General features: G+C 69.3%; 10 protein-coding genes and 1 pseudogene. 10 read left to right on the top strand and 1 reads right to left on the bottom strand.

Annotation, left to right across the window (positions count from 1 at the left end; all coding sequences use genetic code 11):
• The first annotated feature begins 103 nt into the window (after positions 1-103).
• From ACFOM9_RS00055 to ACFOM9_RS00035, 5 genes are all read left to right on the top strand, one after another.
• Positions 104-2,347 (top strand): methyl-accepting chemotaxis protein, encoded by a 2,244-nt coding sequence (locus ACFOM9_RS00055; protein WP_386705169.1) that lies wholly within the window; start codon positions 104-106, stop codon positions 2,345-2,347.
• A gap of 80 nt (positions 2,348-2,427) precedes the next feature.
• A complete protein-coding gene (locus ACFOM9_RS00050) occupies positions 2,428-2,916 on the top strand; it encodes a chemotaxis protein CheW (protein ID WP_386705168.1) in 489 nt (162 codons plus the stop codon).
• Positions 2,917-2,930: 14 nt separating this feature from the next.
• Entirely contained in the window at positions 2,931-3,341 is a 411-nt protein-coding gene (locus ACFOM9_RS00045; RefSeq protein ID WP_386705167.1) for a hemerythrin domain-containing protein, read from the top strand.
• 163 nt (positions 3,342-3,504) lie between these two features.
• Complete coding sequence (locus tag ACFOM9_RS00040; RefSeq protein WP_386705166.1) at positions 3,505-4,650, top strand: OprO/OprP family phosphate-selective porin; 1,146 nt, start codon at positions 3,505-3,507, stop codon at positions 4,648-4,650.
• Between the two features lie 51 nt (positions 4,651-4,701).
• Positions 4,702-6,948 carry a methyl-accepting chemotaxis protein gene (locus ACFOM9_RS00035; RefSeq protein WP_386705165.1) on the top strand — a complete coding sequence of 749 codons (2,247 nt, stop codon included), beginning with the start codon at positions 4,702-4,704 and terminating at the stop codon, positions 6,946-6,948.
• 255 nt (positions 6,949-7,203) lie between these two features.
• Here ACFOM9_RS00035 and ACFOM9_RS00030 read toward each other — a convergent pair whose 3' ends face one another.
• Positions 7,204-7,512: an energy transducer TonB gene (locus ACFOM9_RS00030; RefSeq protein WP_386705163.1), complete on the bottom strand. Its 309-nt coding sequence runs from the start codon at positions 7,510-7,512 to the stop codon at positions 7,204-7,206.
• Between the two features lie 162 nt (positions 7,513-7,674).
• Between ACFOM9_RS00030 and ACFOM9_RS00025 the strand changes: the two genes are divergently transcribed.
• The 5 genes and pseudogenes from ACFOM9_RS00025 to ACFOM9_RS00005 all read left to right on the top strand — a co-directional run.
• Entirely contained in the window at positions 7,675-10,395 is a 2,721-nt protein-coding gene (locus ACFOM9_RS00025; RefSeq protein ID WP_386705162.1) for a methyl-accepting chemotaxis protein, read from the top strand.
• A gap of 196 nt (positions 10,396-10,591) precedes the next feature.
• The gene (locus tag ACFOM9_RS00020) at positions 10,592-11,776 is read left to right on the top strand and encodes a hypothetical protein (RefSeq protein ID WP_386705161.1); all 1,185 of its coding nucleotides are present in this window, start codon (positions 10,592-10,594) and stop codon (positions 11,774-11,776) included.
• An 11-nt stretch (positions 11,777-11,787) separates the two neighbouring features.
• Positions 11,788-12,210, top strand: a complete 423-nt coding sequence (locus ACFOM9_RS00015) for a phosphate ABC transporter substrate-binding protein (RefSeq protein ID WP_386705159.1) — start codon at positions 11,788-11,790, stop codon at positions 12,208-12,210.
• A gap of 96 nt (positions 12,211-12,306) precedes the next feature.
• Positions 12,307-14,367: pseudogene (locus tag ACFOM9_RS00010) on the top strand (methyl-accepting chemotaxis protein); the annotation flags it as partial.
• Positions 14,368-14,773: 406 nt separating this feature from the next.
• Positions 14,774-16,381, top strand: a 1,608-nt coding sequence (locus tag ACFOM9_RS00005; RefSeq protein WP_386705157.1) for a cache domain-containing protein, incomplete at its 3' end; no start/stop codon positions are given.

The raw sequence follows: 16,381 nt of genomic DNA, 5'->3' as shown, positions 1-16,381 counted from the left end.
AATACGCAGCGCACTTGACCCACGTCAAACAATCCGCATCCGGCAGTTCAACCTCGTGCTTTCCGGCCGATATCGAAGCACCCCACGTTGAACCGGAACACCGATGAACAACCTGCTCCACAACTATCGCATCGGCACCCGCCTGGCGGCTGCCTTCGGCCTGGTGCTGCTGGTCATGGCGGCGATCAGCATCGTCTCGATCTCCAGCATGTCCTCGATCCAGCAGCGGCTGGACGAGATCGTCTTGCAGAACAACTACAAGACCACCCAGCTGCAGATCATGCTGGACGCCACCCAGACGGTCACCACGATCGTCCGCGGCGTCGTGCTGCGAGACGACGCCGCCTACGTCCAGGCCGAGCACAGGGCGCTGCTCGCGCAGCGCAAGAAGTTCGATGAGGGCTACGCCGCGCTGACGAAACTGCCGGCGAGCCCCGAATCAATGCAGTTGCGCGAGCGCACCACGAAGGCGCGCACCGCAGGCATCGCCGTCAACGAGCGAATCTTCAAGCTCATGTCCGACGGCCAGTCCGCCGAAGCGGTGTCGCTGCTGCTGGAAGAGGGCGTTCCAGCCCTGGACGCCTGGCAGGAGCCGCTGCGCGCCAACCTGATGCTGCAGGTCAAGGCCAACGAAGAGGACTACCAGGCAGCGCTGGCGAGCTACCACAACGCCCGCGCGATGGTCGCCGGGGTCTCGGTCTTCGCCCTCGCGATCGGCGCGCTGCTGTCCTGGCTGATCACCCGCAGCCTCACAGGCCCGCTGTCGCAGGCCACCCGCGTGGCCGATGCGATCGCGCATGGCGACCTGGATGGCGACGTGCCAGCGCACGGCCGCGACGAAGTCGCCCAACTCCTTGGTTCGATGCGCACGATGCAGCACAGCCTGCAGCGCTTTGCGGCGGCGCAGTCCGAAATCGAGCGTCAGCACGCGGCCGGCGAGATCGACCACCGCATCCCGGCTGCGGAGTTCCCGGGCGCCTACGGCCTCATGGCCGAGGCGATCAACTCCCTGGCCGGCTCGCACATCCAGACAGCAGTCGACATCAACGACCTGATCGACGAGTACGCCCGCGGCGACCTCTCGCGCGACTTCGTCCGCCTGCCGGGCAAGAAAGCGCGCATCACCGAGGCGATGGACGCGGTGAAGGCGAGCATGGTGTCGGTCACCGGCGAGATCCGGCGCCTGGTCGACGCCGCCGTGGCCGGCGACTTCAGCCAGCGCGGCGACGCGCAGCGCTTCGAGTTCGCGTATCGCGAGATGCTGGAGTCACTCAACGCACTGATGGCCAGCGCAGACCGCGGCATTGGCGAAGTGGGTGTCGTGCTCACGGCCGTGGCCGAGGGTGACCTCACCCGTCGCGTCGATGACCAGCTGCCCGGCCGCTTCGGCCAGCTGGCTACCGACTGCAACCGCACCGTCGAGCACCTGACCGACATCGTCGGCCAGATCCGCGGCGGCAGCGACGCGATCAACGTCGCCTCCGGCGAAATCGCCGCCGGCAACCAGGACCTGTCGCAGCGCACCGAGCAGCAGGCCGCATCCCTCGAGGAAACCGCCTCCTCGATGGAAGAGCTCACCTCCACCGTGCGCCAGACCGCCGACAACGCCCGCCAGGCCAACCAGCTCGCCATCGGCGCGGCCCAAGTCGCCGAGCAGGGCGGCGCCGTGGTCGGCCAGGTCGTCAACACCATGAGCGCGATCAACGAGTCCTCGCGCCGCATCAGCGACATCATCGGCGTGATCGACGGCATCGCCTTCCAGACCAACATCCTGGCGCTCAACGCCGCGGTGGAAGCCGCGCGCGCCGGCGAGCAGGGCCGCGGCTTCGCGGTGGTGGCCACCGAAGTGCGTTCGCTCGCGCAGCGCTCGGCCAACGCAGCCAAGGAAATCAAGCAGCTGATCACCGAGTCGGTCGACAAGGTCGAGCACGGCAACGCGCTGGTCGAAGAGGCGGGCAAGACGATGGGCGAGATCGTGACCAGCGTCAAAAGGGTCACCGACATCATCGCCGACATCTCGGCCGCCTCGCAGGAACAGAGCACGGGCATCGAGCAGGTCAACCAGGCCATCACCCAGATGGACGAAGGCACGCAGCAGAACGCGGCGCTGGTGGAAGAAGCCACCGCCGCCGCCCGCAGCCTGGAAGAGCAGGCCGGGCAGCTGGTGCAGACCGTGGCGGTGTTCCAGCTCGAGGCGAACCGGTCGAAAGCCGCAGCCGCGCCGAGCGCCCGGCCCGCCGCCAAGGCAGTCGCCAAGCCCGTGAAGCGCGCGGCTCCGCCGCCGGTCCGTGAATCGGCCGGTTTCCGCATGGCCGCCAACGGCGATGCGAACTGGCAGGAATTCTGACCGCTTCGTGATGCCTTCCCGCTAAAGAAATCCTCCCATCAGCCGATTCAATCGCCATGCACCCGAGCACCGAGACCACCATGTCCCAGTCCAGCGCCAATGCCGCCGCCCTGCAGGAAGCCGACGAGTTCCTCACCTTCGCCCTGGGCAAGGAGGAGTACGGCGTCGACATCCTCAAGGTGCAGGAAATCCGCAGCTACGAGGGCGTCACCCGCCTGCCCGACGCGCCCGACTACATCAAGGGCGTGATCAACCTGCGCGGCACCATCGTGCCGGTCATCGACATGCGCCTGAAGTTCCGGCTCGAAAATGCCGACTACAGCGCGCTCACCGTGATGATCGTGCTCAGCGTCGCCGGCCGCGTGGTCGGGATCGTGGTCGACAGCGTCTCCGACGTCGTCCGCCTGGGCGGCGAGCAGATCCGGCCCGTGCCAGAGCTGGGCGCGACGATCGACAGCCAGTTCCTCACCGGCATCGGCACGCTCGACGAACGCATGCTCATCCTGCTCGACATCGAGCGGCTGATGGCGAGCGCCGAGATGGGCCTGGTCACCGCGCCGCTGCAGTAAGCCGACGCAATCCGATGAACATCGACCGCTACCACCACCAGCACGCCGACATCCGTTCCGGCGTGTCGCAGCTGCGCAACCTGGTCCAGGGCGGCATCGCCGCCAACGCCGAGGCCATCGCCCAGGCGCTGATCGGCATGAGCACCACGATCAAGTTCCACCTCGCCTCCGAGGACGCCATGCTCTACCCGGCGCTCAACGAGTCCTCGGACCGCGCGGTGGCCGAACTCGGCCGCCGCTACCAGAACGAGATGCGGGGCCTGATCGGCAGCTACACCGAGTTCTCCGGCAAGTGGCGCGTGGCCAGCCAGATCGCCGCCGCGCCCGAGCAGTTCCGCAGCGAGGCCAACGTGGTGTTCAAGGCCCTGCACGGCCGCATCCAGCGCGAAGACCAGGAGCTGTATCCGGCGGTCGAGGCGCTGTAGGCGAGGCGGGCGGCCACGGTCGCCTGCGCTGCATTGGCCACCGCCCACGTCCACCCACACGAGAGCACGGAAGCGGCGCGCCGCCGCGCACCGTGACCCCACGCGACGCTTCCGCACCCACCACACCAGGACCCCGCCGCATGGGCGTCCGAAGGAGATTCCCTTGCGCATCCAGATCCTGATCCTCGCCTCCGCCCTCGCCGCCACGGGCGCCCATGCGGCCGACTGGCGCGACTTCTCGCTCAAGACGTCCGCCGGCGCGCTGGGGGAGTTCTCCGCCACCGCGAACTGGGCCTACGACCACAACGGCTTCGGGCACCTCGGCCAAGGCGTCGACGCCGCCGCATTCGACGACGACAGCGCCTGGCGTCGCCGGGAAGTCGGCGTGGCATTCAAGCGCAAGGACGTCTACGAACTGACCGTGCAGCGCGACCTGGAAGCCGAAACCTGGATGGACGTCAGCGTGAAGCTGATCTCCAAGGGGCTGTTCGGCCGCGATCTCGGCGCACTGCGCGTGGGTCAGTTCAAGACCCCGGTCGGCTTCGACGCCGTCGGCGCTTCGCGCAACACTCCCTTCCTCGAATCCGCGTTGCCGGCGCAGGCGACATACGCCGGCCGCCGCCTGGGCGTGGAATGGTCGCTGCAGCGTCCGGCCTACCTGGCCAGCGTGGCGTGGTTCAACGGCAACGACCTGGAAGGCGGCAACGCCGGCAGCACGCTCGCCGGACGAGCCGCGTGGGTGCCGCGCAACGCCAAGGGCGATGTCCTGCACCTGGGCCTGACTGCCAGCCGCGAACGCCCCGACAGCGAAAGCCTGCGCCTGCGCGCGCGTCCCGAGGTCGGCCTGACCGGCGTGCGCCTGGTGGACACCGGCACCCTCGCCGGCGTCGACACGGTGCAGCGCACCGGGCTGGAGGGTCTGTGGATCCGCGGGCCGTGGTCCGTGCAGGGCGAACTGCTGCAGGTGCATGCCGACCGCGCGGCCGGCCTGCAAGACGTGTCCGGCAACGGCGGCTACGTGTTCGGCAGCTGGGTGGTCACCGGCGAATCGCGCGGCTACAACGGCTACGCCGGCAACGTGGTGCCCTCGGCGACTTCGGCGCTGGAACTGCTGGTGCGCTACAGCCGGCTCGACCTGGACGACGGCGCGGTGCGTGGCGGCCGCCAGTCCGACTGGACGCTCGGCGCGAACTGGTACCTGGGCCGGAATTTCAAGGTGCAGGCCAACTACGTGTTCGCCCATGCGCGCCGCGGCGGCACGCTGCGCGATCCGGAAGCCTTCGGCTTGCGCGCGCAAGTCCAGTTCTGATCAGAGCCCTGCACCGCCACCCCCACTGATCGTCCCCACAGGTTCCTTGCCATGCGCTGGTTCAACGACCTTTCCATCACCCGCAAGATGCTCGCGGGCATTTCGCTCGCGGCCCTGCTGACCCTCACCCTCGGCACGTTCGCCTACGTCCGGCTGGTGACCGCGAACGGGGAAATGACCGATATCGCCAAGAGCAACGTGCCTCAGGTCCAGGCGCTCGGCGACATTCGCAGCTTCCTGGGCGAACTGCGCACCTACGAGCTGGCGCTGGTGGACACCCAAAACTTCGCCGAGTACGAACCGCGATTCGCGAAGATGGTCGCTGCCATCGGCGAGGCGGACGCACAGTACGCGGCCCATCTGTCCGCCGGTACCGACAAGCGCCTGTACGCGGAGAGCGATACGGCCGTGAAGGCCTACCTGGCCGCATCGGCGCGCCTGCTGGACGCCGCCCGGCGCGGCGACTTCGACGCTGCGGGCAACATCTCCAGCGAAGAGTCGCGACCGGCGCGCAGGACGGCCTTCGCCGCCCTCGACGCCCTCGGCGCGGACGACCGCGCACGCCTGGCGGCCAATCTCGCCCGGTCCGACGCGACGTTTGATCGCAGCGTCGTGATCATGATCGTGCTGACGATCGGCTCCATCATCCTGTCGCTGCTGGGCGGCTTCTTCATCGCCCGCGCGGTCGGTCGCGCCCTGGGCCGCGCCACCGCGATCTCGGCCGCGCTGGCCGATGGCCGCTTCGACAACGCGATCGAAGTCGACTCCAAGGACGAGGCAGGCCAGCTGATGGCGAGCATGCAGCAGGTCCAGGCGCAGCTGCAGCGCTTCCACGTGGAAATGAAGTCGCTGATCGAACTGCAGCAGTCGGGCGAAAACCTGCAGCACCGCATGCCCGAGGACTTCCCGGGCGACTACGGCAACATGGCCAAGGGCGTGAATGCCGCGATCTTCGGCCACCTCGACGCGATCGTGGCCGCCATCGAGATCATGTCCGAATATGGCCGCGGCGACCTGCACCGCGATGCGCCGCGCCTGCCCGGCCAGCGCGCGGTGCTGCACGAAGCGCTCGACTCGGTGAAGGCGAGCCTTGGCGCGGTCAACGGCGACATCCGTGGCCTGGCCGAGGCCGCGGCGCGCGGCGACTTCAGGGCGCGCGGCGACGAGGCGCGCTACGAACATGCGTTCCGCGAGATGGTGGCCGCGCTGAACCGGCTGATGGCCGAAGCCGACGCGGGCCTGTCCGACGTCGGCCGGATCATGGCGTCGATCGCCGAAGGCGACCTCAGCCAGCGCGTCGAACGCCAGTACCAGGGTGCGTTCGGCAGGCTGGCGGCCGACACCAACCGCACCGTGGAACACCTGACCGACATCGTCGGCCAGATCCGCGGCGGCAGCGACGCGATCAACGTCGCCTCGGGCGAGATCGCCGCCGGCAACCAGGACCTGTCGCAGCGCACCGAGCAGCAGGCGGCCTCGCTTGAGGAAACCGCCTCGTCGATGGAGGAACTCACCTCCACCGTCCGCCAGACCGCCGACAACGCCCGCCAGGCCAACCAGCTCGCCATCGGCGCGGCGCAGGTCGCCGAGCAGGGCGGCGCCGTGGTGGGCCAGGTCGTCAACACCATGAGCGCGATCAACGAGTCCTCGCGCCGCATCAGCGACATCATCGGCGTGATCGATGGCATCGCCTTCCAGACCAACATCCTGGCGCTCAACGCCGCGGTGGAAGCCGCGCGCGCCGGCGAGCAGGGCCGCGGCTTCGCGGTGGTGGCCACCGAAGTGCGTTCGCTCGCGCAGCGCTCGGCCAACGCAGCCAAGGAAATCAAGCAGCTGATCACCGAGTCGGTCGACAAGGTCGAGCACGGCAACGCGCTGGTCGAAGAGGCGGGCAAGACGATGGGCGAGATCGTGACCAGCGTGAAGCGGGTCACCGACATCATCGCCGACATCTCGGCCGCCTCGCAGGAACAGAGCACCGGCATCGAGCAGGTCAACCAGGCCATCACCCAGATGGACGAAGGCACGCAGCAGAACGCGGCCTTGGTGGAAGAAGCCACCGCCGCCGCCCGCAGCCTGGAAGAACAGGCCGGGCAGCTGGTGCAGGCCGTCGCCACCTTCCGCCTGGACCGCACCCAGGCCGCAGCCGTCGCCGCGGCTCCGCGCAAGCCCGCAGCGCCCGCAGCCGGCAGGCCGGCAGACCGGGCGCCCACGCCGAGGCCAGCCGCACAGCTGGTGCGCGAATCGGCCACCTTGCGCGTCGCCGCCAACGGCGACGACAACTGGCACGAGTTCTGACCTCCACCGGGTGCGAGCCCGGCACGCGGCACCAAGGAAAGCGCGCCATCGGGCGCGCTTTTTTTCTTTCCCGATTCCGGCGGGACCTCCGCCATCCAGGGCTTGCCGAAGAACCAGGCTTCCCTGCCCTTGCTGCCGATCACCGACAAGCCCCAACGCCGCCCCCAAGGCAGACCAGGCGCCCCAGGCACCGGACGCAAGGTCAAAAAAAAGCGCGCCACCAGGGCGCGCCTTTTTTTTGCAACAGAACCTGCTTCAGAGGTTGAAGTCGAGCCGCACCTTGCCGCGGCCGTCGGCGCCGGGCGCGAACTGCCACTGCTTGACCGCCTTGACCGCCGCGCTTTCGAAAGTGCGGGACGGCTTGGCGTTGAGCACCGAAACGCTGGCGACCTTGCCGGCGGCGTCGACAGTGAACTCGACTTCGACGAAGCCGGTGGTGCCGGCGCGCGCCGCTTCCGGCGGATAGGCCGGTTCGACGCGCTTCACGGGCTGGAGCTCGGCGTGGGCAGGCAGCGCGCCCGCCAGAACAGCGGCGGCGGCGACGGACAGCAGGAAGTGACGCATGGGTGTTCTCTCCGAGGACAGTGGACTCCCCCGGCATCGGCCGCGCGACGCCGATCTTGAGTCCCGGACGCGTGCGCCGGCCTGAACTGTGCCTAAAGTTTCCCTGAACGACGCCGATGGCGTGGTATCGACCCGACAGGGTCCATCACGCGAGGTCCCGCCATGCCGCTCCGTCCCGACACCTCCCTCCTCGACCGGCTGCTGATGCCGGCCATGCGGCTGATGTCGCGACTGAGCTTCGGCCGCAAGGCGCTGGTGATCGGCGCCGCCTTCATGGTCACCTGCGGCGTGCTCGCGGGCGTGCTGCTGGTGCGATCGATGAACGAGATCGACGACGCCAAGACCACCCGCGCCGCAACCGCCGGCCTGGCGCACCTGCACGACGCGATGCTGGCCATGCAGACGCACCGTCAGCTTGCCGCGCGCGTGGCGGCCAAGGACGCGGTGCCCGCCGACGCGCTGGCGAAGTCCGCGCGCGACGTGGACGGAGCATTGGGCGCCACCGCCACCTGGCAGTCGGCGCAGTTCGACGACAAGGCGCTGACCGAGGCGCTCGCCGCCACGCGCGCGGCCTGGACGAAGGCGGCAGCCGCGTCGCCGGAAAGTCCCGAGGCGGCAGCGGCGCACGGCGCCGCGATCGACGCGGTACGCGCGCAGATGGGCGTGGTATCGGACGTCAGCGGCGCCGCGCACTCGCCTGACCCGGCGGTGCTGTACATGGCGCGCGCGGCAAGCGAATGGCTGCCCACGCTGTCCGAATCCACCTCCCTGCAGGGCGCGGTGGGCGTACGCGTGCTGGGCGAAGGCGCGATCTGGGTCGACGACCGCATCGGCCTGGCGGTGTCGCGCAACATGCAGGACTTCCTGCGCGGGCGCATCGAACTGGAGCTGGAAAACGCGCAGGAACGCATGCCATCGCTGGCCAACGGCATCGGCGCGCGCATGCGCGCGACCCAGGCCCTGGTCGACAAGCAGAACAAGCTGATCCAGGAACGCGTGCTGGACGCCGAAACGATGTCGCTGCCGGTCGGTGCCATGGCCGCGCGTGACGACACCACGCGACTGGCGATGGCCGCGCTGTTGCGCAGCGCGACCTCCTCGCTCGACGCCGCCGCCGGCGCGCAGATCGCCAGCCTGCGCCAGCGCGCCTGGCTCACCCTGCTGGTGGTGGCGCTGGTGCTGGTGCTGTCGGCGTACCTTTTCCTCGGCTTCAGCCGCAGCACGCGCGCCTCGCTGCGCATCATCCAGGGGGCGGCAGAGCAGCTCGCCGCCGGGCAATTCCCCGACAGCGTGCGCGTGCACAGCCACGACGAGCTGCGCGACATTGCCGGCAGCCTGCAGAGCGCGGTCGATGCCCTGCGCGGCTTCGCCGGGGCGCAGCGCGCCCTGTTCGAAGCGCACCAGTCCGGCGAAACCGACGAGCGCCTCGACGCCTCGGCGTTCCCGGGTTCGTTCGGCGAAATGGCCGACGAGATCAACACCCTGGTCGCCTCGCACATCGACGCCAACCTGCGGGTGATCGAGATCGTCGGCGAATACGCGCGCGGCGACCTGCGTCGTGACATCGAGCGCTATCCCGGCAAGAAGGCCCAGGTCACCGCGGCCGTCGATGCGGTCAAGGCCGGCATGCAGGCGGTGAATGCCGAGCTCAAGGCGCTGGTCGACGCGGCCGTGGCCGGTGACTTCAGGCAGCGCGGCGACGCGCAGCGCTTCGAGTTCGTCTACCGCGAGATGGTCGAGTCGCTCAACGCGCTGATGGCCAGCGCCGACCGCGGCTTGACCGACATCGGCGCGCTGCTGGCGGAAGTGGCCGAGGGCAACCTCACCCGTCGCGCCGATGCCGACCTGCCGGGCCAGTTCGGATTGCTGGCCAGCAGCGCGAACGACACCGTGCAGCGCCTGGCCCAGGTCGTCGGCGGGATCCGCAAGGGCAGCGACGCGATCAGCACCGCCGCCGGCGAAATCGCAACCGGCAACCAGGATTTGTCGCAGCGCACCGAGCAGCAGGCGGCCTCGCTCGAGGAAACCGCCTCGTCGATGGAAGAGCTCACCTCCACCGTGCGCCAGACCGCCGACAACGCCCGCCAGGCCAACCAGCTCGCGGCCGGCGCGGTCGAAGTCGCCGAACAGGGCGGCGCGGTGGTCGGCAGCGTGGTGGAGACGATGTCCGCGATTCACGCGTCCTCGCGCCGGATCTTCGACATCATCGGCGTGATCGACGGCATCGCCTTCCAGACCAACATCCTGGCGCTCAACGCCGCGGTGGAAGCCGCGCGCGCCGGTGAGCAGGGCCGCGGCTTCGCCGTCGTCGCAACCGAAGTGCGTTCGCTCGCGCAGCGTTCGGCCAACGCGGCCAAGGAGATCAAGCAGCTGATCACCGACTCGGTCGACAAGGTCGAGCACGGCAACGTGCTGGTCGACCGCGCCGGCAAGACCATGGGCGAGATCGTGTCGAGCGTGAAGCGGGTGACCGACATCATCGCCGACATCTCGGCCGCCTCGCAGGAACAGAGCACCGGCATCGAGCAGGTCAACCAGGCCATCACCCAGATGGACGAGGGCACGCAGCAGAACGCGGCGCTGGTGGAAGAAGCCACGGCCGCGGCCACCAGCATGGAACAGCAGGCGCGCGAGCTGGCGCAGGCGGTGGCGGTGTTCCAGTTGCAGGCGCAGGCCGAGGCCCGCGTCGTTCCCGCCGCGTCGCCCGGGAGCCCGGAGCCGGCCCGGGCCGCCGCCAAACCGCGCCCGACCGACACCCGCGTGGTGGCCATGCCGTCCCACGTGCGCCGGCCCGCCCCCACCAGACCGTCGCGACCGGCGCGCCAGCGCGTCGGCAATGCCGCGGCGCCGGGCGACAACGACGGCGACTGGCAGGAGTTCTGACGCCGCGCATCCCGCGGGCCCTGGAAAACGCGCCGCTCAGGCGCGTTTTTCATGAAACGGCCGCGCCAGCGCGCTCCTTCGCCGCGAACGCACTTCAGTTGTCCCGGCGGCTGCCGTTACATCCCGCGAATCCCCGTCGCTGCGCCAACCGCAGCGGCGTTCCACTCCGCACCATGCACCCAGGACCACCCGCACCATGCGCCTACATCCGCGTTGCCTTTCCCTCTCCATCCTCGCCGGCCTGTCCGTGCTCGCGCCTTCGGCCTTTGCCGCCGATGGCAACGACATCTTCTCCTTCAGCGGCTACGGCACCGTGGGCGTCGTGCACAGCAGCGAGCACCAGGCCGACTTCGGCGCGCCGATGGCGCCCGATGGCGCCGGCCACACCGACCGCTGGTCCACCACGCCGGACAGCCGCCTGGCCGCGCAGGTGAATGCCAACTTCACCGAGAACTTCTCTGCCGTCGTCCAGGCAGTCAGCGAATACGATTCCGAGCGTTCCTACGCGCCCGACCTCACCCTGGCCCACGTCCGCTACGCTTTCACCCCGGCGCTGGCCGTGCGCGCCGGCCGCATCGTCGCCCCGACCTTCATGCTGTCCGAGTACCGCCGCGTCGGCTACGCGATGCCGTGGGTGCGCCCGCCGGTCGAGGTCTACAACACCGCCATCAGCCTCGACGGCGCCGAGCTGAGCTACAAGTTCAACGTGGGCGAAAGCACCGCGGTGACCCTGCAGCTGGTCGCCGGCGAGGCCGACGAGAAGGTGTTCGAACTGCACGACACCATCGGCCTGCTGGGCCGCGTCGAGTTCGGCAGTTCCACCGTGTTCGCCGGCTACAACGAGACCAAGCTGAGCCTGGCCGACGATCCGCAACTCGAGTACCTGCTCTCGCTCTACGGCCCGATCGCGCCGGAACTCGCCAGCAACTACCACCTCAAGGACAACGACGTCACCTTCGCGGCGCTCGGCTACGCCTACGACCCGGGCAAGTGGTTCTTCCGCAGCGAGATCACCCGCCTCGCCGGCGAGGAAGGCATGCTGGCCCACACGACCAACATGTACGCCAGCGTCGGCATGCGCGTGGGCGCGTTCACGCCCTACGCCACCTTCGGCAAGGTCAACGTCGACAGCCCGATCACGGTGGGCGCTGCCGACCCGATCGGCGTGATCAACGGCATCCTCGCCAACGGCAACGAAGCGCGCCAGAGCCTGACGCTCGGCGCCCGCTGGGACGTCCGCGAGAGCGTGGCGCTGAAGCTCGAAGCCAGCCATGTCGATTCCGACGCCGGCTCCAACGGCGGCCTGACCAACCTGCAGCCCGGCTTCCGCCCCGGCGGCAGCTACAACCTCGTGTCGGCGTCCGTCGACTTCGTGTTCTGAGGAGGCCGCCCATGAACATCCGCAACCCGCTGTTCGCGCTCGCGCTCGCCCTGCCGCTCGCCTTCGGCACCGCCCACGCCGAGGTCGTCGTGGTGGTGTCGGCCAAGAGCCCGGTCACCGCCGTCACCAAGGACCAGGCCGCGCAGATCTTCCTCAACAAGTCGGTAAAGCTACCCGGTGGCGGCGCCGCGACGCCGATCGACCAGGCCAGCGGTCCGGCGCGCGGGGAGTTCTACACCAAGGTCACCGGCAAGGACGAAGCACAGCTGAAGGCCTACTGGGCGCAGCTGACCTTCACCGGCAAGGCGCAGCGGCCCAAGCAGGCCGCCAGCGCGGCCGAGGTCCGCTCGCTGGTGGCCGCATCGCCGGGCGCGATCGGCTACCTGGCGCCGGCGGACGTGGACGCCAGCGTCCGCGTCGTGCTCAAGCCCTGATCGACACGCTCCACTGATCCTGATGCAACCCGCCCGGCGGCGATCCCGCCGGGCACCTGCGACCGCATCCGCGGACGCACAGCCTGCGAGGCCCCAATGAAACATCTTTCCCGTCTGCCGCTGTTCTGGAAGGTCCTGGCCCCGGTGGCCGTGTCGCTGCTGTGCCTGCTGGCGTTCTTCGCCTACAGCACCGTCGTCACCCGCAGCAACAACCAGGGCATACAGAGCGTCCGCGACGTGCAGTATCCGGCGCTCGACGCGATGACCCAGAACGTCGCCGACCTGGACAAGATCACAGGCGCGCTCAACAGCGCCGCCGCCGCGGGCGATGCCGACATGCTCGGCGCCGCGGACGACATCGCCACGCAGGTGCGTGGCCGCTACGCCGCCATGCTCAAGCGCGGCGACAACGTCGCCACCATCAAGCGCCTGGCCGGCGAGTTCGACGCCTACTACGGCAACGCGCACGCGGTGGCCAAGGGCTTCATCGAGCAGGCCGACGCGGTCGACCCGGCGGCGGTGGAGGCCATGGCCGCCCAGCTCAATACCTATCGCGAGGACCTGAAAACCTCGCGCGAGGCCGCCAACCGCCGCTTCGCCGGCACCCTCGACGGCGCGGTGGCGTCCTCCAACCGGGCCATCGTGGTCGGCCTGGTGGTCGCGCTGTTCGGGCTGCTGGTCAGCCTCGGCTTCGGCATCGTGCTGGCGCGGATGATCTCCGGCTCGCTGCGCCACGCCATGGGCGTTGCCAACAACGTCGCCGCGGGCAAGCTCGACAACCGCATCGACACGCGCGCCGAGGACGAATCGGGCCAGCTGCTGCGATCGATGCAGCACATGCAGGAACAGCTGGGCCGCTTCGTGCAGGCCCAGGCGCAGATGGCCGAGCAGCACCAGGCAGGCGAAGTCGACCACCGCATGCCGGAGGAATTCGCCGGCACCTATGGCGACATGGCCCGAGCCGTCAATGCGCTGGTGGATTCGCACGTGCAGACGGTCGTCGACGTCAATGGGCTGATCGACGAATACGCGCGCGGCGACCTGTCGCGCGATTTCCCCCGCATGCCGGGCAAGCAGGCGCGCGTCACCGAGGCGATGGACGCGGTCAAGGCCAACATGACTTCGGTCACCAGCGAGATCAAGCGCCTGGTCGACGCGGTGGTGGCCGGCGACTTCGCCCAGCGCGGCGATGCGCAGCGCTTCGAGTTCGTCTACCGCGAGATGGTCGAGTCGCTCAACGCGCTGATGGCCAGCGCCGATCGCGGCATCGGCGGCGTGGGCGAGGTGCTCACCGCCGTCGCCGAGGGTGACCTCACCCGTCGCGCCGATGACCAGCTGCCCGGCCGCTTCGGCCAGCTGGCCGTGGACTGCAACCGCACCGTCGAACACCTGACCGACATCGTCGGCCAGATCCGCGGCGGCAGCGATGCGATCGGCACCGCCGCCGGCGAAATCGCCACCGGCAACCAGGATTTGTCGCAGCGCACCGAGCAGCAGGCGGCCTCGCTCGAGGAAACCGCCTCCTCAATGGAAGAGCTCACCTCCACCGTGCGCCAGACCGCCGACAACGCCCGCCAGGCCAACCAGCTCGCGGCCGGCGCGGTCGAAGTCGCCGAACAGGGCGGCGCGGTGGTCGGCAGCGTGGTGGAGACGATGTCCGCGATCCACGCGTCGTCGCGCCGGATCTTCGACATCATCGGCGTGATCGACGGCATCGCCTTCCAGACCAACATCCTGGCCTTGAATGCGGCGGTGGAAGCCGCACGCGCCGGCGAGCAGGGCCGCGGCTTCGCGGTCGTCGCAACCGAAGTGCGTTCGCTCGCGCAGCGTTCGGCCAACGCGGCCAAGGAGATCAAGCAGCTGATCACCGACTCGGTCGACAAGGTCGAGCACGGCAACGTGCTGGTCGACCGCGCCGGCAAGACCATGGGCGAGATCGTGTCGAGCGTGAAGCGGGTGACCGACATCATCGCCGACATCTCGGCCGCCTCGCAGGAACAGAGCACCGGCATCGAGCAGGTCAACCAGGCCATCACCCAGATGGACGAGGGCACGCAGCAGAACGCGGCGCTGGTGGAAGAAGCCACGGCCGCGGCCACCAGCATGGAACAGCAGGCGCGCGAGCTGGCGCAGGCGGTGGCGGTGTTCCGGCTGCAGGCGCAGGCCCGTATCGCACCGGCGGCATCGGACGCAGGCCCGGTCCCGGTGCCCGCGGCGGCCAGGCCGCGTCCCACGCGCGCCAGCGTGGTGCCAATGCCGGCCCGCGGCCCGTCGCCGCCTCGCCCGTCGCGCCAGCGCGCGGCACAGGCGACCGCCAGCGACGCGGACGCGGACTGGCAGGAGTTCTGAGGGTCGAAGCCGCAATGCGGCGGCTTGGACTCAGGCCAGACCTGCAGTGCGCCTCCCTGGGAACTGCGTCGCAACAAGCGCGCCGAAGGGCGCGCTTTTTTGTTTCGTGGAGCCCGGAAATCACTGGAGTTTCCGCCGCGCCGGCCGATAGCGGGGACGAAGGCAATTGCCCCGCATCGCCAAACCGTCGCCAGCCCACCCAGGTCACCTTCCCATGCACGCACTTCTGTCCCGCATCCGCATCTCCCGCAAGCTCGGCCTGCTGACCGCCCTGGGCGTGCTGGCCGTCATCTGCGTGATCGTCCTCAACCTCTTCGCCGAGCAGCACAAGCTGATGGCGGAAAAGGAAACCGCCACCCGTAATCTCGTGCACACCGCGGTCAGCCTGGCGGCGCACCATCACGCCCGCGCGCAGCGCGGCGAGATCACCCAGGAGCAGGCCAAGCAGACCGCGATGGACGAGATCCGCGCGCTGCGCTTCGGCAACAAGGACTATTTCTGGATCAACGACATGCAGCCGCGGATGCTGATGCATCCGTTCAAGCCGGAAATGGACGGCACCGACGTCAGCGGCTTCACCGACCCCAACGGCGTGCAGCTGTTCGTCGAGGCGGTGCGCACGGTGAAGGCCAGCGGCGCGGGCGTCATCCACTACGCCTGGCCCAAGCCGGGCGCCGAGGCCCCGGTCGAAAAGGTGTCGTATGTCGAGGGCTTCGCCCCCTGGGGCTGGGTAGTGGGCTCGGGCATCTACGTCGACGACGTGCGCGCGGCTTTCTACACCTCGCTGCGCACTTCCGTCATCCAACTGCTGGTGGTGCTGGCGCTGCTGCTGGGCGCCTCGTGGCTGATCTCGCGTTCGATCACCCGGCCGATCCAGCGCGCCCTCGGCGTTGCCGAGGACATGGCGCAGGGCCGCCTGGACGGGGAGCTGCAGGTGGAGGGCAGCGACGAGACCGCGCAGCTGCTGCGTGCCTTCGCGCGCATGCGCGAAGCACTGCGCCGGATCGCCGATGCACAGGGCGAAATGGGCCGCCAGCACGAAGCGGGCGAGATCGACTATCGCATCCCCGCGAACGACTTCCCCGGCGCCTACAGTGCAATGGCCGAGGGCATCAACACGCTGGTCGCCTCGCACATCGCGGTCAAGATGCGCGCGATCGGGATCGTCGGCGAGTACGCGCGCGGGGACCTGCGCCAGGACATCGAACGCTATCCGGGCAAAAAAGGTCAGGTCACCGCGGCCGTGGACGCGGTCAAGGCCGGCGTGCAGGCGGTGAACGGCGAGCTCAAGGCGCTGGTCGACGCCGCCGTGGCCGGCGACTTCAGCCAGCGCGGCGACGCGCAGCGCTTCGAGTTCGCGTATCGCGAGATGATCGAATCGCTCAACGCGCTGATGGCCAGCGCCGATCGTGGCATCGGCGGCGTGGGCGAAGTGCTCACTGCCGTCGCCGAGGGTGACCTCACCCGCCGCGCCGATGACCAGCTGCCCGGCCGCTTCGGCCAGCTGGCTACCGACTGCAACCGCACCGTCGAGCACCTGACCGACATCGTCGGCCAGATCCGCGGCGGCAGCGACGCGATCAACGTCGCCGCCAGCGAAATCGCCGCCGGCAACCAGGACCTGTCGCAGCGCACCGAGCAGCAGGCGGCCTCGCTCGAGGAAACCGCCTCGTCGATGGAGGAACTCACCTCCACCGTGCGCCAGACCGCCGACAACGCCCGCCAGGCCAACCAGCTCGCCATCGGCGCGGCCCAGGTCGCCGAGCAGGGCGGCGCCGTGGTCGGCCAGGTCGTCAACACCATGAGCGCGATCAACGAGTCC

This window comes from Luteimonas notoginsengisoli (assembly GCF_042648885.1).
Taxonomy (GTDB): Bacteria; Pseudomonadota; Gammaproteobacteria; order Xanthomonadales; family Xanthomonadaceae; genus Luteimonas; species Luteimonas notoginsengisoli.
The sequence above is the reverse complement of the archived record's forward strand: the minus strand, read 5'-3'. Positions and strand labels throughout refer to the sequence as shown.